The sequence below is a fragment of the Alloiococcus sp. CFN-8 genome, from assembly GCF_049943125.1.
GTDB lineage: Bacteria > Bacillota > Clostridia > Clostridiales > Clostridiaceae > JAEXZL01.
The window spans coordinates 3,836,821-3,859,930 of sequence record NZ_CP188040.1 but is presented as its reverse complement, the minus strand read 5'-3'; the positions used below and the strand labels follow the sequence as shown (position 1 = coordinate 3,859,930).

Sequence of the window (23,110 nt, the reverse complement as noted above, 5' to 3'; positions counted from 1 at the left end):
TATTATCTTATTAGTCTTTTAGTTATAACTCTTTACCTAATGAATCATATAAAGGTCAATATATATATATGCTAAATAACCGGAATTTATTATTCTCATTTTTTATATAACAGGGATATTATATATTGGAGGGATTATTATGTATATGAATATGAAGGATTATAGAAGCTTGTTTATGGGCTTGGAAGAATACGTGCCTGTTAAATCTGGTAAATATGTTGTTGGAATCAATTTTGACAATGCAGCTACCACACCTCCCTTTAAAAGTGTAATAGATAACATTGCGGAGTTTTCAGGTTGGTATTCATCAATCCATAGAGGAAAAGGATATAAATCAAAGCTTTGTGATGAATTTTATGAAGAGGCCAGGAAAACAATATTAGATTTTTTAGATGGAAGTCCTGAGGCTTATAATATTATCTATGTTAAAAACACCACGGAAGGGATTAATAAATTGGCATATAGGCTAATTGATTGTAGAGAAGGAGTAATCCTGAGCACTAGGATGGAGCATCATTCTAATGATCTTCCCTGGAGAGGGAAATGTAAAGTAGATTATGTAGAGGTAGATGATAGCGGTAGGCTATCTTTAGAGGATTTAAGCTCTAAACTAGAAAAGTATAAAAATAATATAAAGCTATTTACCTTTACTGGAATTTCTAATGTTACAGGAATTCAAAATGATGTAAATTTCATTGCTGAGCTCTGTCACAGCTATGGCTGTAGAGTTATGGTTGATGGTGCTCAGCTAATACCACACAAAAAGGTAAAGCTTAAAGGGAATGGAAGAAATGATTATATCGATTATTTAGTTTTTTCTGCCCATAAAATGTATGCTCCCTTTGGACTTGGCATTATTGTAGTTCCTAAGGAGTGCTTTATTAACGGAGAACCTGAATATAAAGGGGGAGGTACCGTAAAGTTTGTTACCGATGATGAAATAATATGGGATGAACCACCTCATAAAGAAGAAGCAGGGACACCTAACTTCTTTGGTATTGTGGCCCTCCTCTCAGCCATGAAGGAGTTAAGCCGCATTGGTATGAAAAATATAGAAGAAAGAGAAAGAATATTAACAGAATACTTCATAAGAGAGATAAGAAAGATACAGGATATAACTATTTATGGTGATAACGAATATTTTAAAGATAGGGTTGGGATAATTTCATTTAATTTAAATGATTTTCATCATGATATTGTATCGGATCTCCTGGCAGAGGAATACGGAATTCAAACGAGAAGTGGTTGTTTTTGTGCTCATCCTTACGTACAAAGATTATTAAAAATGAGTAAAAAGGATATTGAAGAATATAAAAATACCCCTGGTGCTAAAAGACCTGGGATGGTTCGGGTAAGTTTAGGTTTGTACAATGATAGAGAAGAAATTGACTATTTTCTTAACGCTTTAGAGCTGATAAATCGAAGACAAAAATCCGTAAGGATATTCTAAAAAGGTTTTTTTAATAAAAGGATAGGCATCTATGACTGATAGTATAGATGCCTATCTAAATTTATATATTATTTATTGTAGACTTTAAACTTTGGTAAGTTATTTTCTAGAACTAACTCTGGGGAATTGCTTATAAGAGGCATAACATAATTATAAGCGTCCTCAGTCACATTATTGCCCTCTAAGTTTATCCAGCTCTCTGGCATGTATTTAACATGATTTGCTATATTCTTGGCTTCTGTTAAAAAGCTGCTGGAGGTATAAGGGGCGTTAGCTTCTCTTTTTATAGCTACCATGTTTCCGTTATTTTCAGGAGAACTATTTAATAGTGCAAAATAGCCTGCTTCATAGGCTTCCTGGATATCTACTTTTGATGAGCAGTGCATGGCGCATCTTTGAAGCACTCCAAGCTCCAGGGTTTTTACTCTTTTTGTTATACCAGCTTCAATAATGAAGCTCTTTAAAACGCCAGCAACACCACCTAGCTGGGAATGTCCGAAGTTATCATGGCTCTGTGCTGGAGTTAGTTCAGATATAAAGCCTCCTTCTTTGTTTTTAATTCCTTCTGATACTACTATATAAACCTGATTATTTTCCTTAAATCTTTCTGATACATCTTTTAAGAAGCTCTTTACTTCAAAGGGATGCTCAGGAAGATAAATAAAGTCAGCAACAGGCTTATCGTTCATCCTAGCCGCCGTTGCAGCAGCTGCTAACCAACCAGTATCTCGTCCCATAGTTTCAAGAATAAAAATACCATTGTTAGTATAAACACAGGAATCTAAATAGGTTTCTAGAACCGATGTAGCTATAAACTTTGCCGCACTTCCATAGCCTGGCGTATGGTCTGTTATAGGAAGGTCATTATCAATTGTTTTAGGAATTCCAATAAAGTTAATGTCAATATTATTGCTTTTTCCATATTCAGATAGCTTTGCTATAGTATCCATAGAATCATTTCCACCTATATAGAAAAAGCTCTTAATATCATTTTTATTGCAGATTGCTATAAGCTTTTTATATTCTTCTTCATCAGTTTCATAGGACTTTAACTTGTATCGACAGGATCCTAAGCCAGAAGATGGAGTGAATTTGAAAGTTTCCAGCTCTTCCTCTGATACATTTGTTAGATCGATTAAATGTTCGGAAAGTATCCCCTCTATACCATTAATTCCTCCAAAGACCTTATCATAAAGCTTATGTTCTTTATTAGCTTTTACTAGACCTACCACGCTGGCATTAATTACTGAGGTAGGACCTCCTGATTGAGCTATTATACAATTTGCCATTTTAACCCCTCCATTTATATGCTTTATATCACTATCTAATAATATATAATAATTAAGCGTTCTTTAAAAGACCTTTAGCAATATTATATGAGGTTTTTCGTAGCTAGGTAATGAAGAATATTATCATAGGCAATAATTATTCATATATATTTCTTGAAGGAATAAACTATAAATATAATATATCATCATTAGATAATAGTAGATATGTTAGGCATGTATTATAGACAGGAAGGGTTTGGATATTATGTGGTTTGTGCATGGTATTATAATTGGAAGTGCATTGGCTATGGATGCTTTTGCAGTTTCCTTAAGCATAGGATTAACTAAGGGAGTTAAGCTTCATAATAAATTAATATTTTGTTTTTCCTTTGCTTTTTTTCAATTTTTCTTTGCTCTCTTAGGGGGCTTTGGAGGTATACTTTTCAGTAAATATGTAACCTCTATACCCAGCATCATTGGAGGAATTGTTCTTGTGATAGTTGGGATAGCAATGATAAAAGAAGGTTTTAACAAAAAAAATGAATCAAATATTATTTTATTGCAGCCAAAGATGTATTTTATTCTAGGAATATCCGTAAGCATAGATGCCATGGTGGTGGGATTTACAGCTTTAAGTTCAATTGGTAGCAATCTGTATTTGATGGATATAACCTTAATGGTGGGGATTATTACTTTCATATTTTGTGTTGGTGCAAATTTTATAGCACGATATTTAAAAAGGGTTGATTTTGTGAAGAGGTATGCGGACTATTTAGGAGGAATAATACTGATAATTTTTGGGTTTAAAATGATTTTCTTTTAGTAAATTTTAAATTTATAAGTAATTACCCTGAGGATGAAAAATATTGCCTTCGAAATATATAGAATTATATGGTATAATACTAATTATTATTTACTATTTTTGTTTAAGGGGTAATGTAAGTGAACAATAAAGAGTTACTTAGACAAAATCATATTAAGATAACAAAGGCACGAACCAGGATACTAGAGATTATTTCTGACAGTGAAAATAGCGTAAGCGCTGAGGAGATATATAATAGGTGCCTTAATGTTGGTGAAGATATTAATCTTTCTACGGTATATAGAGCTCTTGACCTTTTCGAAGCTAAGGAATTGATAAACAAGTTGGATATAGGGGAAGGGAGATACACCTACAATATTAAGAAGCACTGTCACATGCATAGGTTAAAATGTTCATTATGCAGCAAAGAAATAGATTTACCATGTCCAATGTATCAGGTGGAGGAGCTGGTAAGGACCAAAACAGGCTTTACTCTTACTGAGCACCAGCTGGTATTGAAAGGAATATGTGAGGAATGTAAAAATAAGAAGTCATAGATAGCTATCTATGACTTCTTATTTATACTGTTTATTATTATAGATATTAAAAGTACCGTTACAGAAAGGACTGCTATTGTACCTCCAGGGGCTGTATTCCAAATATAGGAGAGTACTAATCCCATAAGTATATCTATAAGGCCTACAGCTATGGCTATTATGAGGCTTGCTTTAAAGCCCTTTTTAAATTGAAGTGCTGTGGCTACGGGTACTATCATTATCGAGGAGATTACTAATATACCCATAACTCTTATGGAAGATGCTATGGAGGCTCCCACCATGATGGTAAAAAGATAGTTTATTCTTTTAACCTTTATTCCTGCTACTCTTGCCCCATCCTCATCAAAGGTGATATAAATTAGCTTATCGTATAAAACAAAAATTAGCAGCAGGCAGATTACTGTAACTGCACCAATTATTAAAATATCGCTTTTAGCTACTGTGAGTATAGAGCCAAAGAGGTATGAGTTTACATTGGTGGGGGCCTTTCCACTGCTCACCAATATTATGGCGATACCTAAGCTAAGAGTTAAAATTATGGACATAACCATCTCTGCATATTTTTTATAATAATTTCTTAAGAACTCAATGACTACTGCACACATAATGGTGTAGATAAAGGCAGTTAATATAGGATGTATACCCAGCATTAAGCCAATAGCTACACCAGCGAAGGTGGAATGAGACAAGGTGTCTCCAATCATAGAATATCTTTTAAGTACTATAAATAAGCCAACAGTAGGAGCTAGTATCGCAACAAGAAATCCAGCAAGAAGCGCATTTCGCATAAATTCCAGTTCAAACATATTAAAAAATCCTTCCTATTGGTATTTGTTTTCTTCATTAAATTTTTTAAGATAGTCCTTTACTGTCACAAGCCCATGGGAGCCACTGAGGTCCAGGATATCCGTTGAATATTTAAGGGCAGCAGAAAGATTATGCTCCACTGATATTACTGTAATGCCCTTACTAAGATTTAGTTCCTTTATAACACTATATATTTCTTTTTGACTGTGGACATCTACCCCTGTAGAGGGTTCATCCATGATTATAAGCTCAGGGTCACCCATGAGAGCTCTACTGATAAATATCTTTTGCTGTTGACCACCAGAGAGATTTCCAATAAGGCTGTTTTTATAGCTCTGCATATTAACTAATTCTAAGCTTTTATCAATATAGCTTTTATCCTTTAAATCCTTTGCTTTCATATGAATGGATAAGAGCTCCTTAACAGATAGTGGGAACTGAGAGTTGAAATCCTCTAACTTTTGAGGGAGATAACCAATCTTTTTTGTTTTTATGCTAATATTCCCTTTAAGGGGTTTTAATACTCCTAAGATTAATTTTATAAGGGTTGTTTTGCTGCTTCCGTTTTCCCCTAAGATAGAAGTATAGGATCCCTTAGGTATAGTTAGGTTTAAATCTTCAATAATATATGGAGATTTTCCTGTATAAGAAAAATAAAGCTTATCAATAGTTATCAAAAAAATCAGCTCCTGGTAATAATAGTAACATAATATTATTTATTATACAGTGAAATGCAAACCATTTGCAAGAAGAAATTATTACGTAGTAAAGTCTCTGAAAAGTATGATAATATAGTATATATAAATTTTTAAGCTAGGAGGAGTATTATGGAATTTGCATCCTTTGTTTTAATGGAGATAGACCCTGAGGATAAAAAATTTATTAAAGAAATGGGTAGCTATGAAATAGAAGAAGGTGGTAGCTATATCACTAGATTATATTACGATGGAAAAGATGTAATTATTCATTTTGGAATATCAAAAGAAGTGGAGGATTGGGAATTTAGTGCTATCTTCGATTTATTTAAAAAAGAAACTTTTCAAGATAAAGGCTTCTATATAGAGGATATGGATGAGGATTATAATCCAGCCTGGCTCATAAGCTTTCCTTACATAGAAGATAGAGAAGGTCTTGAGGAAAGACTTAATGATGCTGGTAGTCTTATTGAAGAGAAGATTAATGAGGTTTTAAAGGATATAGAGGGCAAGGAAGAAGATTACAAATAACTGAGACAATATAGTTCTTAGTTTTTAGCTATATATTTATAGTTCTCTGAAGGGTACATTATTATAGAAATTCAATTATTTAAGGAGTGATATTATGGATATGGTAAAGAAGCTCCCAACCCGAAATGAAATCGGTGAGGAGTTTAAATGGAGAACAGATAAGATTTTTAGCAGCAATGATAAGTGGGAAGAAGCTTTTAGTAAGCTGAAGAAGGAAGGGGAGGAGCTTAAGAAGTATGCTGGATTATTACATAAGCCAGAAAGCCTTTTAGCTTATCTTAAGGAATCGGAAAAGATAGAAAGACTCGCAGAGAGTATAATGGTTTATGGTCGTCTAAAATCCGACGAGGATACCTCTAATACAGTATATCAAGGGCTTCAAAATAGAATTGACAGTTATTTATCTGAGCTAGCTAGTATTAATGCATTTTTTGTTCCCGAATTACTGTCTTTAGAGGAAGGTTATGTGGAAAAGGCCATTAAGATGCAGCCGGAACTCAAAATGTATACCTTCTTTTTAGAGGATATTTTAAGGTCTAAGGAGCATATTCTTTCTCAAAAGGAAGAGGAGCTTTTAGCTTCTGTATCAGATAATTTAAGAGCACCTCATAATATTTTCAATATGCTTACCAATGCTGATATAACCTTCCCGGAAATAGTGGATGAAAAAGGTGAGAAGGTAATTCTTACAGAAGGTAATTATCAAAGCTTTATTAAAAGTAAGGATAGAAGGGTAAGAAAGGATGCTTTTCTCGCCTTGTTTGAAACCTATGGGAAATACAGAAATACCCTTGGAACCTCCCTCAGTGCTTCTATGAAAAATTTCGTCTTTAAGGCTAAGGTAAGAAAATATAAAAATGCACTAGAAGCTTCTTTAAAGCCTAATAACATACCTGTTGAGGTTTATGAAAATGCCTTAAAAACAATAAATGATAACCTTCATCTTCTTCATAGATATATGAGGGTAAAAAAGAAATTGTTAAATGTTGACAAAATGCATATGTACGACCTATATGCTCCTTTAATCGATGTTCCAAAGGAGAATATTGAATTTAAAGATGGAGTTGAGCTTATTAAGACTGCCTTAAAGCCTTTAGGTGAAGAATATTTACAAATCTTCCAGGAGGGAATAGACAGTGGCTGGATAGATGTTTATGAAAATAAGGGTAAAAGAGGAGGAGCATATTCCTTCGGTACCTATGATAATATGCCTTATGTACTTTTAAATTATAATAATACACTGAATGATGTGTCCACTCTGGCTCACGAAATGGGTCATTCACTTCATTCCTATTATTCTAAAAAGAATCAGCCCTATGTTTATTATGGCTATACTTTATTTTGTGCTGAGGTAGCATCCACCACTAATGAGATTATTTTAATACATCATCTCATTGAAAATGAGAAGGATAAGAATAAGAAGCTTTCTCTTATAAACCAGGAGCTTGAGCAAATCAGAACTACAGTGTTCAGACAGCTTATGTTTGCGGAGTTCGAGAAAATAACCCATGAGGCTATTGAAGAAGGAAAGTCCCTCACTGCTCAGGAATTCTCAGAGCTATGGCATGATATTAATGTTAAGTACTTTGGTGAGGATATGGTAGTTGATAAGGAAGTTGATATGGAATGGGCTAGAATACCTCATTTTTATAGAGACTATTATGTTTATCAATATGCCACAGGCTACTCAGCTGCCTCTGCCTTCGCTACCTCTATATTAAATGGCGGAGAGAAGGAGCTGGAGGAATATAAAAAGTTCCTCAAGAGTGGAGGAAGTGCTTATCCAATAGATATACTAAAAAATAGCGGTGTAGATATGACAACCCCCGCTCCTATTTTAGCTACTATGAATAGATTTAAAGAGCTATTGGATTTATTAGAAGAGCTATAAAAGATATATGGCTTCCAGATAGAGTTTTATCTGGAGGCCTTTTTGTTAAATTATATTAAGAAGATATTTAAATTGTAAATTAATTGAGAATCATTATAAAAAAAATCAAAAGCTATTATAAATATGTTAAAATTTTCTTGTAATTATCATGGTAATAAGGAGGATTATATATGGCTTTTAGAAAGGATTTTTTATGGGGTGGAGCTACTGCAGCCAATCAATGTGAGGGTGGCTATAATGAAGGTGGAAGAGGCCTTGCTAATGTAGATGTAATTCCCTATGGTAAGGATCGCTTTCCTGTGATGGCTGGAGAAATGAAGATGCTGGATTTTGATGATGAGCATTTTTATCCTGCTAAGGAAGCTATTGATATGTATCACAGATACAAGGAAGATATAAAGCTCTTTGGAGAGATGGGCTTTAAGACCTATAGGCTTTCCATTGGCTGGTCTAGAATATTCCCTAAGGGGGATGAGGAAATACCTAATGAGGAAGGGCTTAAGTTCTACGAGGATTTATTTAAGGAATGTCATAAATATGGAATTGAGCCTCTAGTTACAATCACTCATTTCGATTGTCCTATACATCTTACAAAGGAATATGGCTCCTGGAAAAATAGAAAGTTAATTACTTTTTATGAGAGATTATGCAGGACTCTTTTCACAAGATACAAAGGGCTAGTTAGATACTGGCTTACCTTTAATGAGATAAATGTACTTCTTCATATGCCATTTATGGGTGCTGGAGTATTATTTGAAGAAGGTGAAAATAAAGAAGCAGTAAAGTATCAGGCAGCTCATCATGAGTTGGTTGCCAGTGCCTTAGCTACAAAAATAGCTCATGAGATTGACCCGGAAAATAAGGTTGGCTGTATGTTAGCAGCTGGAAACACCTACCCCTATAGCTGCAAACCAGAGGATGTATTTAAGAGTATTGAAAAGGATAGAGAAAATTATTTCTTTATCGATGTTCAGTCTCGAGGAGAATATCCACCTTATGCATTAAAGATGATGGAAAGAAAGGGAATAACTCCAAAAATGGAGGAAGGAGATTTAAAGCTTCTTAAGGAAAACACTGTAGACTTCATTTCCTTCTCCTACTATTCTTCAAGAGTAACAAGCTCTGATGAGAAGGTTAATTCTTCAGCAGAAGGTAATTTATTCGGGAGCATAAAAAATCCATATCTAAAGGCTAGTGAGTGGGGCTGGCAGATTGATCCATTAGGTCTTAGAATAACCTTAAATACCATGTATGACCGCTATCAAAAGCCTCTGTTTATAGTTGAAAATGGTTTAGGGGCAGTTGATATCCCTGATGAAAATGGTTATGTGGAGGACGATTATCGCATAGATTATATGAGGGAGCATATAAAGGCCATGAAGGATGCTGTAGATATAGATGGTGTGGATCTTATGGGTTATACCTCCTGGGGCTGTATAGATCTGGTATCGGCCAGCACTGGAGAAATGAAGAAGCGTTATGGCTTCATTTATGTAGATAGAGATAATGAGGGTAATGGAACCTTAAGACGTAGTAAGAAAAAATCCTTCTATTGGTACAAGAAGGTTATTGCAAGCAATGGAGAAGATTTAGAATAAAAATCCCTTTATAGGGATTTTTTTATTTCTATTTTATTAATTTGTTTTTAAATTAGTGGTCATTTATAATATTAAATATAGCAGCTAATTCTTAGCATTTTAAAGGAGAGCTTATGGTAGATAAAAAAGAAAAAAAACTGTTCAAGCAGCTTATTGATAATTATGGTTTTGTAGTTGAGGAGTATAAGGACAACTATGCAGCCCACTGGGTTGCAGTTAAATACACGGATAAAGGGAATATTGCTGTAATTGCAGCAGAGGAACAAGTTGATTATATAACTTTAAATAGTTTGAAGACTTATTTAGCTGAAAAAGGACAGCCTTATGCTATAGATTTAGTGATTTATACAAGAGATGAGGAAATATCCTATGATAGGTATGATTCTGTGGATAATGAACATAATTATAGAAAAATAATAGTTAGCTATACTGATGAAATCCTCTGGGCTGATGAAAATACAGAGTTTTTGAAGACTCTTATTGAAAGCTCCGATAAATTGGATGCTTCTATAATTAATCTTTCCTCAAAGGTTACTATAGGGTTAATAATAATTAATGTGGCTTTGTTTCTTTACAGTGCCTATAAGTCAGGAAATATAATGAATATCGATGTTTATACTCTATATGAATTAGGTGCTAAGGAAAATTATGCTATAGCCTCTGGGGAGTATTATAGATTGATAACTGCGGCCTTTTTACATGGAGGATTGATTCACCTTCTTTTTAATATGTATGCATTGAATGCCTTAGGAGGTATTATAGATAAAACCTTTGGAACCTTGAGATACATTGTTATATATATGTTCTCAGCAATTACTTCAAGTCTTTTGAGCTTTTTCATGTCTGACTCCCTTTCCATAGGGGCTTCAGGAGCAATCTTCGGTCTTATGGGGGCTGCACTAATATTTGGTTTTAAAGAAAAAAATAAAATTGGAAGAGATTTTTTAACCAATATCCTATCTGTAGTGGGTATCAATATATTTATTGGCTTAACACAACCAAACATAGATAATTTTGGGCACATAGGAGGATTAATAGGAGGCTTGATAATAGCATTTATTATCTATCCTAGAAAATATATTGAATAAAAATCAAACATAAAAATCTTTTATAAAATTTATTATAATATTTGGAGGTCAGAGAATGCATATTAGTAATATTGATGCAAAACTTAAGGAACAGGATATAATGTCTATAATTAATGATTTTCTAAAAATAGACAACCTATTTATTAGCCAGGTATCCTTAAACAACAGTATTGAAATAGGAGGAAGCTTTCAAACAATTTTTAAGCTTAAGTTTCTGATAAATGCAGAGCTCACTGAGGCTAAGGGAAAAATAGTAAAGCTAAAAATAAATAAAATTAAGGTCAATAAAATTGGAATCTTTTCTTTTATTAGAAATAAAGCATTAAAGATAGCACTAAAGAAGCTTGCTTTTGATGGGATAAATTATAGTGACAAGGAAATTGTTTTAGAAATAGATAAGCTCTTAAAGAAGGTACCTTATGTTTCCTTTGATATTACTAAGATAGACATATTAACAGGTGAATTAATTGCCTCAGTAGAGGATGTTAATATATCAGTAGCTGGTTTCTTAAATAGTAATGAAGAGACAAGTAATGAAGTAGAGCTACAATATCAAGAGGTCAGTGGAGAGGGCAAAACCACATATGTAGAGGAAAAGCTCGGTGATACGGCTCTAGTAATAGAATCACAAGTAGAAAGTGAAGAAGATCGAGAAGATATAATAGAAAAAACAGAGGATTATTACACAGATATCAGAAATACCCTGGAGGATAAAATTCCTGATAAGTTTGCGGGATTTAGTGACTATGCCTTATTAGTTCCTGATATACTGGCTTTAGTAATTAGACTTTTTAAGGATAAGAATGTACCAGTTAAAACAAAAATAGTACTGGGAATCTGTATTTCGTATATAACTATGCCTTTGGATTTTATAAGTGATAAGATTCCTTTTATAGGGAGGCTTGATGACCTGGGAGTAGCTGTTTTTGCTCTTACGAGAATAATTGAGGATGTACCAAAGGAGGTTATATTATCTAATTGGGAGGGAGAAAGAAGTATATTGGAAATAATGGAGAATGTAATAATATACTTAAAAAAATTCACTTCCGGAGGTAAAATAGACAAGGTATATAGTTTTATTGATGATTTAATAGTTATATAGGAGAATAAATCAATGGCAAAATATTATGCAGTATTTAAAGGTAAAAGTGGAGGTAATAAAATATATACCTCCTGGGATGAATGTAAAAAAGAAGTGATAGGCTTTAAAGGAGCTGTATATAAAAGCTTCCAGAGTAAAAATGAAGCAGAGGAATATCTTAAGCTTCATAATGGAAGTCCTACCTTAGAAGGCAATGAAACTGATAAAAATGCTTCATTAGAAAAAAATGAAGAAGCTATAAGTGACAAGGGCTTATGTATATATGTAGATGGAAGCTATAATGTGCTAAAAGAAAAATATTCTTATGGTATGGTTGCAGTAATAAACGATGAGATTATTTATAAAGACAAGGGAGTGGGAGAAAGTGTAGAAGCGGCTGCTCTTAGGAATGTATCAGGCGAGGTAATGGGAGCCATGAGAGCAGTAGATTTTGCCTTGAATAATGACCATGAAGAGGTATCTATTTACTTTGATTATCAGGGAATCGAAAGCTGGGCCTTGGGCACCTGGAAAAGAAATAATCAGGTAACTAAAAATTATCATGAGTACATGCAAAAAATAATGAAAAAAATAAAAGTTAAATTTGTCAAAGTAAAGGGTCATTCTGGAGATAAGTATAATGATATGGCAGATTCTCTCGCAAAAGCAGCCTTAGAGGAGCTGTAAAGGGAAAAATTACATAGATTAATATTTCCCTTTGTGTACACCATAATAGTATATATGTATCTATGCTATTTTAAGGAGTGGATTATATGGGAAACTTTTTTTCAGGGATGACTGCTGGCGCTTTAATGGGTGTAGCCATTGGTACAGTTATTGTATCCTCAATGGATAAAAGAACTCAGAGAATGATAAGGCGTACCAGCAAAAGAATGATGGATACCATGGGTTCCACCTATGATGGTATGATTCATTGGATGAAATAAAATAAAAAAATCAGGCTATTAGCCTGATTTTTTTATTTGCTGATAAGTCATATAATTCATTTAAATTTTTTAATATAAGTTAATTTAAAATTGATATTAATATAAAAAATATGTTATAATATAGTAAAAAAGTGCATTTATTATAAGAGGTACCTATATAGAGGTGTAAAGGAAGAGTGAACTATGGAAATTTTATCTTTAGGGGAAAAAATTAAACGTAAAAGAAAAGAATTAGATATGACGCTTAAAGATTTGGCGGGAGAGAGAATAACCCCTGGACAAATAAGTCTGGTGGAATCTGGTAAATCAAATCCTTCTATGGATCTTCTAGAATATCTAGCCGATGCTCTACAAACTACTGTGGAGTACTTAATGGAATCAGAAGAAAGCCAGGCTGAAAAAATCTGTACATTCTTCGAGCAAATTGCAGAAGGTTACATAGCAAGCGGTAATATCCTTTCTGCTGAAGAAAAGATAGAATCGGCACTTTATTATGCAGAAAAGTATAAATTGGAATATAGAAAAGCCAAAAACTTATTTTTAAGAGCAAAGGTTTATATGGAAAAGCAGGATTATACTTTAGCACAGCAATTCTTTTTATCCGCTAATGTAATCTTCATAAAAAATAATAAAAATGAAGAGATTATAGAAACCTTTCTTTATCTAGCAAACATTACCTACAGGCTAAAGGCTTACCATTCATCTAATAGCTATCTTCAGCAGGCAGAAAAGGTTTTTATAGATAATAATATTGGCAATGACTTTTTACTGGGGAAGATATATTTTTACATAGCAAATACTTTCTTCAAGCTAAATAATCTAGATAAGTCAATTAACTATTCATATCTGGCGAAGCAGAAATTTATGCAGATAGGAAATAAAAAGGAATATGCTCGCTCACTTTTATTAATTGCTGAGGAAAAGAATACTAAAGGCCATTTAAATGAAGCAATAGAGTATTCTACTAAGGCTTTAGAAATATACCATGAGCTTGATGATATAGATAAAATGTCAAAAATAGAAAATTCTTTAGGAAGACTATTCTACGAGTTTGATAATTTGGAGGAGTCCTTTAATCACTACGAAAGAGCTAAGGAGCTTAGAATTCAAAGCAAGGATGATAGGCTTATAGAAACCTTGAGAAACATTTGTGAAAACTACATAAAACTTAAGGATGTAAATAAATGCAATGAGGTATTGGATAGTATTTTGGATCATATAGAGGATGATAATGCTTCTGATATGATAGAATATTATTTACTGAAGTACAGAATATGTCTCTTAAAGGAAGATGCTACAGAGGCGGAAACAGTACTGCACATGGGTTATAATTATGCTAAGAGCAGAGAGTGTAATAAAGATGCAGCTGATATAGCTATAATGCTCGGTAAGTTCTATATGGAAAGAAAGAGTGATACTGAGGCTGCAAAGTTCCTGGATGAAGGTGTTAACTTATACAAAAAAACGGGCTTAATAAGAAAATAGATCGAAATAGGTGAGGATTATGGAAATATTGTCCACTGGGGAAAAAATTAAAAGAGCCAGGATTTATAAAGGAATAACCCTGAAAGAATTATGTAATGACAAAATATCAATATCAAAAATGAGCTGTATTGAAAATGGTAAAGTTAAAGCTGAAGAATGGATATTAGAGGAAGTTTCAAAAAAGCTTTCCTTAGATTTTGAATATCTAAAACAGGATGTTAAAGAACAGATAGATACAAATATCGCTAGAATAAAAAAAGAAAATGACAGTAACCGTAGAGAAAAAGAAATATTATATTCTTTAGATTATGCAGTAGAGTATGGTTTGTTTGACAGGGCCTTTGATCTTATGCATTTATTATTTAGTGTTTATTTATATCAGGAAAATTATGATGCGATACAGCTAAATATATCGCAGTATCATAATTTTCTTCAAAAATCCTGGAGTGAAGAAAATCAACTTATATATAACTATGATACGGCTAAATACTTTTATGCCACCAAGGAATTCTCCGAGTCTCTAGTATACTATCAAAAGATATTGGAAACATTGCAAAGCTCTCAATCAGCTTCAAAGGAGTTTGTTTCTGAAATTCTTTATAATTTGGCGGATGTATATTATAAATTGCAGGATCATGATGGAGCTTTAAAAATCATAAATAAGGATGAAAACTTTATTGAAAATCTTTCTTCTAAAAAGCTTAGAGGCATGGCCTACAGCTTAAGTGCAATACTTATGCTTAAAAAGGATAGAAATTTATTCAAATCTCTTGAGAGTAAGGCTCTAAAGACCTTTGAAGAGGATTTGGCAGGGAAAGCTTCCTTTTACTTATCTGTAGGAAGAATTCTTTTAGATGAGTCTGCTATAGAAGAAGGAAAGGCATACATAAAAAATGGGCTTAAGGCAATTGTAGAAGGTTCAGATGAAAGAGCTGCTGAATATATATTAGATCCTTTAAAAAAGCTTTTAGAGCTCAAGGATTATAGTTATGGAGAAGAGCTCTGTGAGGTTCTTCTGGAAAAAGCAATAAAAGCAGATGATATAAAGCTCATAGAAAAAGCATATTTTTATAAGTCTCTTATCAGCAAAGCGCAAGGAAATTTTTCTCAAGCTGAGATGTATATGAATTTATCCTTAGATGCTCTTCTAAAGTTTGCGGGGAATCATGAACGTTATGAGAGATATTTAGCAATGGGAAATATGTATTATGAAATGGGCGAACATAACGATTCAATTAAATATTTTTCCTTAGCCTTAGGTGAAGAAAAGAAGCTTTAATAACTCATAAAAATAAAGGTCGGAGATTATCTCCGACCTACTGTTTTATAGCTTGCTTTCGTATTGCTCTACCATTTTTTTTACCATCTCTCCACCAACGCTACCGCATTCTCTGGAGGTAAGATTACCATTGTAATCGCTAAATTGTACTCCCATTTCTCTTGCAACTTCTTCTTTAAATTTGTTTAAACCATTTTTTGCTTCAGGAACTAACATTCTGTTTGCCATAGTGTTTCCTCCTTTAAGAATAGTGTAATCTGTTGCTGTGATTATAGCTTCTGCTAATTTAGAAATAATAAACTATATAATTTATAGAAATATAGGTAGTTAATAGTGTAATAAATAAATAATTTCAATATAATAAAACCGGAGAAGAATTAATCTTATCCGGTTTATAATTACATTCTTTTTTTTATTTTTAATATAGTTAGGATAACTGGTGCTGAAATCAATGCAGATACTAGTGCTTCGGGGATACCATTAATCATTCCTATAGTTACTGCTAGATAATATCCAGCTGAGGAGTTTATATCAAGAGAATTAAGGAGCTCTGATATCCTTTGTCCATAAAATAAATAAGCAAGAGATAGGACTCCAATAGTGTTTATAAGTGTTCCTGCAATAGCAGCAGCTCCAATAGCAGCTTTCTTAAATCTTACCTTTAAAACTTTATAGATGTAATAGGCAGCTAAGGCTATGAGTACTCTTGGAAGTATTGCCACTACCGGATTCCAGAACCAAAAGCTAAATATGCCAGGGGCGGTAAAAGCCTGATACATACTAAAAAGACCAAAGGCAAATCCTATAATAGATCCAACTAGTGGACCCTCTAAGATAGCACCAATGATAACGGGTATATGCATGATAGTGAGATTAACACCTGTTGGTAAGGGGATAAATCCTAATCTTGTTAATCCCATAAAAATAGTGATACCTATGAGCATTCCTGCTATAGTTAGCTGTCTTAAGCTCAATGACATAGAATCCTTGAGACCATTTTCCATAATTAACCCTCCGTTCTTATTCCATATGGATATAATTCGGTCATTTCATATAATCGTCAATGTTCGGTTTCTGTGAATACCGACAAAATTATTTTAGCATGATAATATTATAATGCAAGGAAATTGAGAATAATTAAATAATAATTCTTAATATGACTAAAAATAATTTAAATTTTTATAATTTTTATTAGAATAAGTAGGATTTAATTAGAATGTTGAAAATTATAGGAGGTAATTACTATGAATTATTTAGATATATATAAGGATATAAATGAGGTTCTGCTAAGCAGTGAAAAACCATCAAAAGAGTTATATGTAATACTAGAGTCTATTAATGATCTTTATCCTTTTACAATGATAGTGGATATGGCCTCTGTGCCTCAAGAGCCTAAGTATCATCCTGAAGGAGATGTATTAATTCACACTATGATGGTGGTTGACGAGGCTGCAAGGAGAAGAGGTCTTAGTACTGATGAAGAGGCTTTAATGTGGTCTGCCCTTCTCCATGACCTGGGTAAGAAAGAAACTACAAAAAGGCGTAAAGGAAGATGGACTTCCTATGATCATGATAAGGTTGGAGAAGAAAAGGTGAAAAATTTTTTTTATGCTATAAGTGGTGGGCCTGAGCTTATGGAGCTTTCCAATAGAGTAGAAAAATTGACCAGGTGGCACATGCAAACCTTGTTTATAACGAAAAAATTACCTTTTGCTGACGTAGATGGGATGTTCAGTGAAGTAGATATACAGGAGCTTGCACTTTTATCCTTATGTGATAGGTTGGGTAGAGGAGGTTTAAATAGGCAGGAAAGACTTCAGGTAGTAGAGCAGATAAATGAATTTTTAACTATAGTAGGGAAGCAAAAAGGGGTAAAATATAAGAAATTTAATAATGAAGGTATGGATTATAATTAATTATTGTTAAATTTAATTCCCTATGTTACATTAGATAATAGAAAATAGTCGTAATATTGTAAAGTCCTATGGATGATAGCTATTTTTAGAAGAGGTGAAGGCATGACTATTTATTTTGATAATGGGGCTACTACAAAACCATATAAAGAAGTTATTGAAAAAGTCGCTGATATAATGGAGAATAATTACGGAAATCCATCATCGGTGCATAAGCTTGGCTTAGCAGCTGATAAAGCCCTTAGAGAGGCAAGAAAATCCCTGGGAGCAATCATCAATTGTAGTGAAGATGAAATTATTTTTACTTCTGGAGGGAGTGAAAGTAATAATTTTATTATAAGTTCCTATGGTAGGTCTGGAGGCCATGTAATTACCACAGAAATAGAGCATGCTAGCGTTAGGGAAACTTATGGGGCTCTAGAGTCAAGAGGTGTGAAGGTTACATATCTTAAGGTTGACCCTAGCGGAAGAGTTGATATAGAGGCTTTAGGTAATGCTATTAATAAAGACACACTCCTTGTGAGTATAATGTATGTTAATAATGAGATTGGTACAATTCAGGATATAAAAGAGATAGGTAGGCTTATTAAAGAGAAGAGTAGCAGAGCAAAATTTCATGTGGATGCTGTTCAAGGTTTTTGTAAGCTACCCATTGACGTTAAAGCAATGAATATAGATTTCCTTTCGGCGGGAGCTCATAAAATCCATGGACCGAAAGGAGTAGGGTTATGTTATATAAAGAAAAATAATAAGCCAGAACCTTTAATTTATGGAGGAAGTCAGGAACAAGGTTTAAGAGCAGGAACTGTTAATGTTCCTGGAGCTGTTGGATTTGCTTTGGCCGCAGAAATAACCTTCAAAAACATGGCTGATAATTACTCAAAGGTCTGGGAGCTTAAAAAGTATTTCATAGAAAAGCTTAAGGAGCTTCAAATGGTTTATATCAATAGTCCACTGGAGGATAGTTTCAGTCCTTTTATATTAAATGTACAGTTTAAAGGTGTCAGAGGTGAAATCCTCCTTAGATATTTAGAGGATAAGGATATCTATGTTTCTGCTGGTGCTGCATGTTCTTCAAAGAACAGTAAAGATAGCAGGGTCTTAAAAGCCATTGGTTTAAATCATGAGGAAATACTCAGCTCTATCAGATTTAGCTTCTGTCCAGATAATACGAAGGAAGAAATCGATAGAGTTATTGAGGAGTTAAAAATCGGATTGAATTTTTTAAGGAGAATAAAAAGATGAGAAAACTTATATTGATAAAATATGCATCGGAGATATTTTTAAAGGGTCTTAACAGAAATAAATTTGAAAAAAAGCTAAAAGAGAATATAAAAAATGTATTAAGAGGAATGGAATATGAATTCTTTATTGATCAAAATAGATGGTTCATTCATGGTGAAGATATTGAGGCTCTAGCTGATAAGGTTAAAGGTGTTTTTGGAATTAAGGAGATATGTATTGTTCAGGAGGTTTTAGCAGACTTAGAAAGCATTAAAGCTGCTGCCTTAGAAGTTTATAATAATGTTAAGCCAGAAACATTTAAGATAGAAACTAATAGAGCCAATAAGAACTTTCCTCTCAAATCTATAGAAGTGAGCATGGAGGTAGGTGGATTTATTATTTCTCATAATAATGATGCTAAAGTAGATGTGAAAAAACCTCAATGCAAAATAATCGTAGAAATTAGAGAAAAAGCTTATGTTTATACAGAATACAATAAGATTAAAGGTGCCGGTGGTCTTCCTTATGGAACTAATGGTGGTACTATGCTTATGCTTTCTGGAGGAATTGATTCTCCTGTAGCGGGATATTTAATGGCTAGAAGAGGGGTAGAGCTTAGCTGCGTATATTATCACAGTCACCCTTATACCAGTGAGCAGGCTAAGGAGAAGGTTATTGATCTAGCGAAGATTCTTGCTGGCTATACAGGCAGGTTGAAGCTTTATATAGTTCCCTTCACAGAGATACAGCTGGCAATAATGGATAAATGCAGGGAAGATGAGTTAACCATTATTATGAGGCGCTTTATGATGCAGGTTGCTTGCAGACTAGCAGAAAAAACTGGTGTTCATTCTGTTACCACCGGTGAAAGCATAGGTCAGGTAGCCAGTCAAACTATGGAAGGCTTAATTGTAAGCTCCGATGCTGCTGACAGACCTGTGTTCAGGCCGCTAATAGCCATGGACAAAGAGGATATAATGGATATAGCTTCAAATATAGGGACCTATGAAACCTCGATTTTACCTTATGAGGATTGCTGCACCATATTTACACCAAAGCATCCTAAAACAAAGCCAAGGCTAAAGGAAATTTTAGCTTCACAAGGGAAGCTAGAGGTAGATGAATTAATAGAAAGAGCAATAGCTGAAACGGAAGAATTATCATTATAAAATAGCCCAAGGGCTATTTTATTTTTTTATAATAAATTCATTTGTGCAATCGATTGCATATATGGTATAATCTGTATATTATAAAGGAGGGATAGGATGAAAAAGTTTTGGTGGAAAGAGGGTATTGGCTATCAAATCTATGTAAGAAGCTTTAAGGATACTAGTGGCGATGGAATTGGAGATATTAAGGGGGTTATTCAAAGCCTCGATTATCTGCAGGATTTAGGTGTCAATATTCTTTATCTTAACCCTATAAATGAATCTCCTAATGATGACAATGGTTATGATATTTCTAATTTTAGAACCATCATGAAGGAGTATGGAAGTTTAGAGGATTTTAATAGTCTGGTAAAGGAAGCTCATGAACGAGGAATGTATATGGTTATGGATTTGGTTATTAATCATACCTCTGATGAACATCCTTGGTTTATTGAAAGCAGAAAAAATAATAATAAATATAGAGATTTTTATGTCTGGAAAAAAGGAAAAAACGGAGAACCACCAAATAATTGGGGCTCCTTCTTTGGGGGTAGTGCCTGGGAGTATGATGATACTACAGAGGAATATTATCTGCATATTTTCTCTAAAAAGATGCCTGATCTAAACTGGGATAATAATGAAGTAAGAAAAGAAATGCATCAGGTAATTAAGTACTGGACTGATTTAGGTGTGGATGGATTTCGCTTGGATGCAATAAATCACATTGCTAAGGATACTTCTTATCCTGATGGTCCTGTAGGTAAGGATAAGATATATGGAGATTTTCTTAAATATGTACAGAATATACCGAGAGTCCATGATTATATAAGAGAGCTGAGAGAAGAGGTTCTTCCAGGGGATGATATAGTGTTAATTGGAGAAACAGGAGGGATAAATTATAAGACCGCAGATATTTATACAGGAATAGATAGAAATGAGCTTCATATGGTTTTTCATTTTGATTTTCATAGTGTGGGCAAAGGAGAGAAGCCCTGGGAAAGGAAGCCCATTGATTTGGTTAAGGATATAAAAGAAAAGATGAGTGGCTGGCAGAACCGTCAAGTAGAGGAAGGTTGGCAGCCGTTATTTTATTCTAACCACGATACTACGAGAACCTTGTCCAGACTAGGAGATGAGGAGAGATATCCAGAAGAATCAGCAAAAATGCTGGCGCTACTTCAATTTACACAAAGAGGAACACCGTTTATTTATTACGGTGATGAAATAGGCATGACAAATCCTAAAGAATTTTCTCTTGAAGATTATAGAGATGTTTCTGTTTTTAATAATTATAGAGAGCAGGTGGAAGAAGGAAGGGTAAGTCATGAGGATTATCTGAAGGGGCTTTACTATATCTCAAGGGATAATTCTAGAACTCCAATGCAATGGGATGATACAGAAGGAGCTGGGTTCACAGATGGGATACCGTGGATGAAGGTCAATGATAATTATAAAGAAGTAAATGTAAGGGAGCAGCAAGAAAGGTCCTCTTCAATTTTAAGCTTCTATAAAAGATTAACTGCACTTCGTAAAGGTACACCTGCTCTTATTTATGGGGATTTTAAGGATCTTCTTAAAGAACATAAGGAAGTATATTGTTATTTAAGGACCCATGGGAAAGAGACTTATCTTATCATGGTAAACTTTTTTTCTGGTAGTCCGAAGGTTAATATTCCAGAAAAGGCTCTCATAAAAGATATGAAAGTCGTGATGAGCAACTATGATTCTGAGGTGAGTATTGATGAAGGATGCTTGCAACTTAGACCTTATGAGGCGGCTGTTTATAAATTGGATAATGGAGCTATAAATTAGTATAAGGAGAATGAGTGCTATGAGAAAAAGATATATTTCTGCAGTGCTAATATTTATCTTGTTGATTCTTTCAGGCTGCCAGGGGAAGGTGGAAGAGCAGGTTAGTGATTACGATGGAAGAACCTTTTATGAGATATTTGTGAGAGCTTTTAAAGATAGTGACGGAGATGGTATAGGAGACCTTAGGGGAGTTACGGATAGCCTTGACTACTTAGAGGATTTAGGAGTGCAGGGATTATGGCTTATGCCTATAAATTCATCTCCTAGCTATCACGGCTATGATGTAACGGACTATTACTCTATAAATTCTCAGTATGGAACCCTGGAGGACCTTAAGGAGCTTATAGTGGAAGCAGACAAGAGAGATATTATGATTGTTATGGATATGGTTATAAATCATACAAGCTCTGAACACCCCTGGTTTAAGGAGGCTTCTTCATCACCAGACAGTAAATATAGGGATTATTATATTTTTACAGAGGACGAAAAGAAAAGCCGTGAAGCATCTCCTATGGGAGCTGGAGCTCCTTGGGTTAAAAATTCAATTAGAGAGGAATATTATTATGCACTTTTTTGGGGTGGTATGCCTGATTTAAATTTCGATAATGAAGGGCTGAGAGAAGAGCTAAAGAAGATTGCAAAGTTTTATTTAGAATTGGGCATAGATGGTTTTAGACTTGATGCAGCCAAATGGATTTACAATAATACAGAGGATAATCTGCAGTGGTGGAGGGAATACAATAGCTATGTTAAGGAAATAAATCCTAAGGCTGTTCTTATAGGAGAGGTCTGGGATAATATTTCAGGGATGGAGCCCTATGCAGAGGTTTTAGATAGCTTCTTTGTATTTTCTATGGGTGAGGATATAATAAAAGGTCTCACATGGAAAAATCTAAATGGTATAGGAGACAAGCTCTCAGCTTCTCATAAAAGGTTAAAAGAAAAAAATCCAGATTTTGTACCTGCTCCTTTTCTCTCCAATCATGATCAAAATAGAGTGATGAATCAATTGATGAATATAGATAAATATAAGGCAGCAGCTGTTATTTATCTGACTATGCCGGGAACTCCATATATTTACTACGGAGAAGAGCTGGGGATGAGTGGGAAAAAACCTGATGAAAGGATAAGAGAGCCTTTCTTATGGAGTGAGAATTTAAAAGAGAACACTCAGTGGATTGATATAACTAATGATAGCTCTATAGCCCTAGAGAATCAGAGAGATAAAGAGGATTCGTTATTTAACTTATATAAGACAATAATAAATCTGAGAAAGAATAACCCAGTACTTCGTTTGGGTGATATTGAAGCTTTAGAACAGGATCATAAAGAGGTGTATGCCGTGGAAAGAACCTATGAGGAATCTAAAGCTTATATATTTGTAAGCCTTGCAGAAGGTGAAAGTGAAGTAAATATTGAAAAGGGAAGCTACAATATCCTATACTCAAATATAAATGAACAGGAAAGTTTAGATACAGAAGGAAAGCTAAAGCTTAAGGCTAGAGAAATTCTTATAATAAAAAAAGCGGATTAA

The 23,110-nt window shown here is 33.9% G+C and carries 22 protein-coding genes; 17 read left to right on the top strand and 5 right to left on the bottom strand.

Going from position 1 to position 23,110, the window contains the following annotated elements:
• Positions 1–139: 139 nt before the first annotated feature.
• Positions 140–1,450 (top strand): aminotransferase class V-fold PLP-dependent enzyme, encoded by a 1,311-nt coding sequence (locus ACPWSR_RS18265; RefSeq protein ID WP_426349655.1) that lies wholly within the window; start codon positions 140–142, stop codon positions 1,448–1,450.
• A gap of 68 nt (positions 1,451–1,518) precedes the next feature.
• On the opposite strand, the gene ACPWSR_RS18260 is transcribed toward ACPWSR_RS18265, so the two are convergent.
• Positions 1,519–2,739: a 6-phosphofructokinase gene (locus ACPWSR_RS18260; protein WP_426349654.1), complete on the bottom strand. Its 1,221-nt coding sequence runs from the start codon at positions 2,737–2,739 to the stop codon at positions 1,519–1,521.
• Positions 2,740–2,983: 244 nt separating this feature from the next.
• Here ACPWSR_RS18260 and ACPWSR_RS18255 point away from each other — a divergent pair, with 244 nt between their 5' ends.
• Positions 2,984–3,541, top strand: coding sequence for a manganese efflux pump MntP family protein (locus tag ACPWSR_RS18255; RefSeq protein WP_426349653.1), 558 nt, complete (start codon positions 2,984–2,986; stop codon positions 3,539–3,541).
• Positions 3,542–3,660: 119 nt separating this feature from the next.
• A complete protein-coding gene (locus ACPWSR_RS18250; RefSeq protein WP_426349652.1) occupies positions 3,661–4,077 on the top strand; it encodes a Fur family transcriptional regulator in 417 nt (138 codons plus the stop codon).
• Positions 4,078–4,085: 8 nt separating this feature from the next.
• Here the strand turns inward: ACPWSR_RS18250 and ACPWSR_RS18245 are convergent, their stop codons facing one another.
• Positions 4,086–4,865, bottom strand: coding sequence for a metal ABC transporter permease (locus ACPWSR_RS18245; RefSeq protein ID WP_426349651.1), 780 nt, complete (start codon positions 4,863–4,865; stop codon positions 4,086–4,088).
• Between the two features lie 33 nt (positions 4,866–4,898).
• Positions 4,899–5,561 (bottom strand): metal ABC transporter ATP-binding protein, encoded by a 663-nt coding sequence (locus tag ACPWSR_RS18240; RefSeq protein ID WP_426349650.1) that lies wholly within the window; start codon positions 5,559–5,561, stop codon positions 4,899–4,901.
• 150 nt (positions 5,562–5,711) lie between these two features.
• Here ACPWSR_RS18240 and ACPWSR_RS18235 point away from each other — a divergent pair, with 150 nt between their 5' ends.
• The 9 genes from ACPWSR_RS18235 (at position 5,712) to ACPWSR_RS18195 (ending at position 15,479) form a co-directional block, all read left to right on the top strand.
• Positions 5,712–6,110 carry a DUF6762 family protein gene (locus ACPWSR_RS18235; protein WP_426349649.1) on the top strand — a complete coding sequence of 133 codons (399 nt, stop codon included), beginning with the start codon at positions 5,712–5,714 and terminating at the stop codon, positions 6,108–6,110.
• Between the two features lie 94 nt (positions 6,111–6,204).
• On the top strand, positions 6,205–8,001 hold the full coding sequence (gene pepF / locus ACPWSR_RS18230) for an oligoendopeptidase F (RefSeq protein WP_426349648.1): 1,797 nt from the start codon (positions 6,205–6,207) through the stop codon (positions 7,999–8,001).
• Between the two features lie 170 nt (positions 8,002–8,171).
• A complete protein-coding gene (locus tag ACPWSR_RS18225) occupies positions 8,172–9,599 on the top strand; it encodes a 6-phospho-beta-glucosidase (protein WP_426349647.1) in 1,428 nt (475 codons plus the stop codon).
• Between the two features lie 113 nt (positions 9,600–9,712).
• Entirely contained in the window at positions 9,713–10,687 is a 975-nt protein-coding gene (locus tag ACPWSR_RS18220; RefSeq protein ID WP_426349646.1) for a rhomboid family intramembrane serine protease, read from the top strand.
• A 55-nt stretch (positions 10,688–10,742) separates the two neighbouring features.
• Positions 10,743–11,789: a YkvA family protein gene (locus ACPWSR_RS18215; protein WP_426349645.1), complete on the top strand. Its 1,047-nt coding sequence runs from the start codon at positions 10,743–10,745 to the stop codon at positions 11,787–11,789.
• 12 nt (positions 11,790–11,801) lie between these two features.
• Positions 11,802–12,455, top strand: a complete 654-nt coding sequence (locus ACPWSR_RS18210) for a viroplasmin family protein (RefSeq protein ID WP_426349644.1) — start codon at positions 11,802–11,804, stop codon at positions 12,453–12,455.
• A gap of 86 nt (positions 12,456–12,541) precedes the next feature.
• The gene (locus tag ACPWSR_RS18205) at positions 12,542–12,715 is read left to right on the top strand and encodes a hypothetical protein (RefSeq protein WP_426349643.1); all 174 of its coding nucleotides are present in this window, start codon (positions 12,542–12,544) and stop codon (positions 12,713–12,715) included.
• Between the two features lie 183 nt (positions 12,716–12,898).
• A complete protein-coding gene (locus tag ACPWSR_RS18200) occupies positions 12,899–14,200 on the top strand; it encodes a helix-turn-helix domain-containing protein (RefSeq protein ID WP_426349642.1) in 1,302 nt (433 codons plus the stop codon).
• Between the two features lie 19 nt (positions 14,201–14,219).
• A complete protein-coding gene (locus ACPWSR_RS18195; RefSeq protein WP_426349641.1) occupies positions 14,220–15,479 on the top strand; it encodes a helix-turn-helix domain-containing protein in 1,260 nt (419 codons plus the stop codon).
• Between the two features lie 45 nt (positions 15,480–15,524).
• Here the strand turns inward: ACPWSR_RS18195 and ACPWSR_RS18190 are convergent, their stop codons facing one another.
• Together ACPWSR_RS18190 and ACPWSR_RS18185 are read right to left on the bottom strand one after the other, a co-directional pair.
• Positions 15,525–15,707: an alpha/beta-type small acid-soluble spore protein gene (locus tag ACPWSR_RS18190; protein WP_426349640.1), complete on the bottom strand. Its 183-nt coding sequence runs from the start codon at positions 15,705–15,707 to the stop codon at positions 15,525–15,527.
• Positions 15,708–15,877: 170 nt separating this feature from the next.
• On the bottom strand, positions 15,878–16,483 hold the full coding sequence (locus ACPWSR_RS18185; RefSeq protein WP_426349639.1) for an ECF transporter S component: 606 nt from the start codon (positions 16,481–16,483) through the stop codon (positions 15,878–15,880).
• Positions 16,484–16,723: 240 nt separating this feature from the next.
• Here ACPWSR_RS18185 and ACPWSR_RS18180 point away from each other — a divergent pair, with 240 nt between their 5' ends.
• The 5 genes from ACPWSR_RS18180 (at position 16,724) to ACPWSR_RS18160 (ending at position 23,110) form a co-directional block, all read left to right on the top strand.
• Positions 16,724–17,395: an HDIG domain-containing metalloprotein gene (locus tag ACPWSR_RS18180; protein WP_426349638.1), complete on the top strand. Its 672-nt coding sequence runs from the start codon at positions 16,724–16,726 to the stop codon at positions 17,393–17,395.
• A 102-nt stretch (positions 17,396–17,497) separates the two neighbouring features.
• Positions 17,498–18,637, top strand: a complete 1,140-nt coding sequence (locus tag ACPWSR_RS18175; RefSeq protein ID WP_426349637.1) for a cysteine desulfurase family protein — start codon at positions 17,498–17,500, stop codon at positions 18,635–18,637.
• Positions 18,634–19,785 (top strand): tRNA uracil 4-sulfurtransferase ThiI, encoded by a 1,152-nt coding sequence (gene thiI, locus ACPWSR_RS18170; RefSeq protein WP_426349636.1) that lies wholly within the window; start codon positions 18,634–18,636, stop codon positions 19,783–19,785. Before ACPWSR_RS18175 ends, thiI begins: the two co-directional genes overlap by 4 nt.
• Before the next feature lie 96 nt (positions 19,786–19,881).
• Positions 19,882–21,576 carry a glycoside hydrolase family 13 protein gene (locus ACPWSR_RS18165; protein WP_426349635.1) on the top strand — a complete coding sequence of 565 codons (1,695 nt, stop codon included), beginning with the start codon at positions 19,882–19,884 and terminating at the stop codon, positions 21,574–21,576.
• A 19-nt stretch (positions 21,577–21,595) separates the two neighbouring features.
• A complete protein-coding gene (locus ACPWSR_RS18160; RefSeq protein WP_426349634.1) occupies positions 21,596–23,110 on the top strand; it encodes an alpha-amylase family glycosyl hydrolase in 1,515 nt (504 codons plus the stop codon).